2 pseudogenes are annotated in these 1,232 nt (G+C 67.3%); one reads left to right on the forward strand and one right to left on the reverse strand.

The window, feature by feature from the left end:
- Positions 1-431: pseudogene (locus G3N64_RS39150) on the reverse strand (DUF2339 domain-containing protein); the annotation flags it as partial.
- A 493-nt stretch (positions 432-924) separates the two neighbouring features.
- Between G3N64_RS39150 and G3N64_RS40120 the strand changes: the two are divergent.
- Positions 925-1,232: pseudogene (locus G3N64_RS40120) on the forward strand (glycine betaine/L-proline ABC transporter ATP-binding protein); the annotation flags it as partial.

Below are 1,232 nucleotides of genomic sequence, written 5' to 3' on the forward strand. Positions count from 1 at the left end.
CGGGCGGCGGCCGGCTGGGCAGGCGGGCGCGGCGGCAGGGCGGCCGAAGGCGGGACGGGGGCGGATGGGGTTGCGGATACAGATGCGGTGCCGGCGGGCGTGTGCCCGGTCGCGCCGATCGTGGCCGAGCCAACCTTCGCGCCGGCCAGCTGGCCGCGCAGCGACGCGACTTCACGCGTCAGCGTCTCGACGGTCGCTTCGAGGCGCGCGACGCGGTCGGCAAGCGGCAACGGTGCGGTTGGAGGCGTCGCGGACATCGCGAACGCGTCCGGTGCCGCGTGCTTCCCCTTGAGCTTGCGTTGCTGCAGCGCGTGGCCGATACAGAACCCGGCGGCGGCGCCGAGCAGCGAACCGTTCGCGGCCGAGAAATCCCCGATCAATGCGGCGATGCCGCCCACGATGAAGCCGATTACGGCGAATGCCCAGTTCAACGCCTTGCTCCCTCTCTGTATCGTTATCGTCCATCGATCGCGGTTGGCACCGGATCGAGGCGGTTTCAGCACGGCCGGCAGGCGAACCGGCAGGCACGCGTCGAGCGGGTGACCTTCGTGCGAAAGCCCCGCGGCAACGTCGTGCTCAGCGTGTTTGCGGGGAATGTATCACAGCGGCCGTCGCGGATTTTCCGGGTTGGCGCGGTATCGCGGCGTGCACCGTCCGGTGTCGTCGTGCGGCTTTTTGCACGGTCATGCTTTTTACGGGTGACTACCGTGCGGGCTTTCGTCTGAACAGATCGGCGCGCCATCGGACGTGAAATTGTCGTAAAGCGACGCGGGCCCGATGCGAATTTGCGCAGGACGTGACGCGATATGCGCCGCGCTGCTGCGCACAAGTCCGGCGCGTGACGCCCGCCGGTGCTGGCCGAGCGCGTATTGCGCCGCCGCAATCGGGTGCCGCCGCGCGGCGCGGCCCGCCAGGCGGGGCGGGAGGCTGTGTCGTATTTGCGCAAGCGTTTGTCGTAATTCGTCGGCAGGTCGGGGTTTTTTCTGGCAACTATGTAGGCACGCTAAGACAAGCGCGAGTCCCCGCTACACGAGGAGAAGGTTTCGATGGATGCCCCCAAGGTCGTGGTCGAAGGTCTGTGCAAGGTGTTTGGAAGTAACCCGCAGCAGGCGCTCGACATGCTCGCCGCCGGCGCGACGAAGGACGAGGTGCTGAAGCGCACCGGCCAGGTCGTCGGCGTGCACAACGTCTCCTTCGATGTGCAGGAAGGCGAAATTTTCGTGCTGATGGGC

It is taken from the genome of Burkholderia sp. Ac-20344, assembly GCF_017104975.1.
Taxonomy (GTDB): Bacteria; Pseudomonadota; Gammaproteobacteria; order Burkholderiales; family Burkholderiaceae; genus Burkholderia.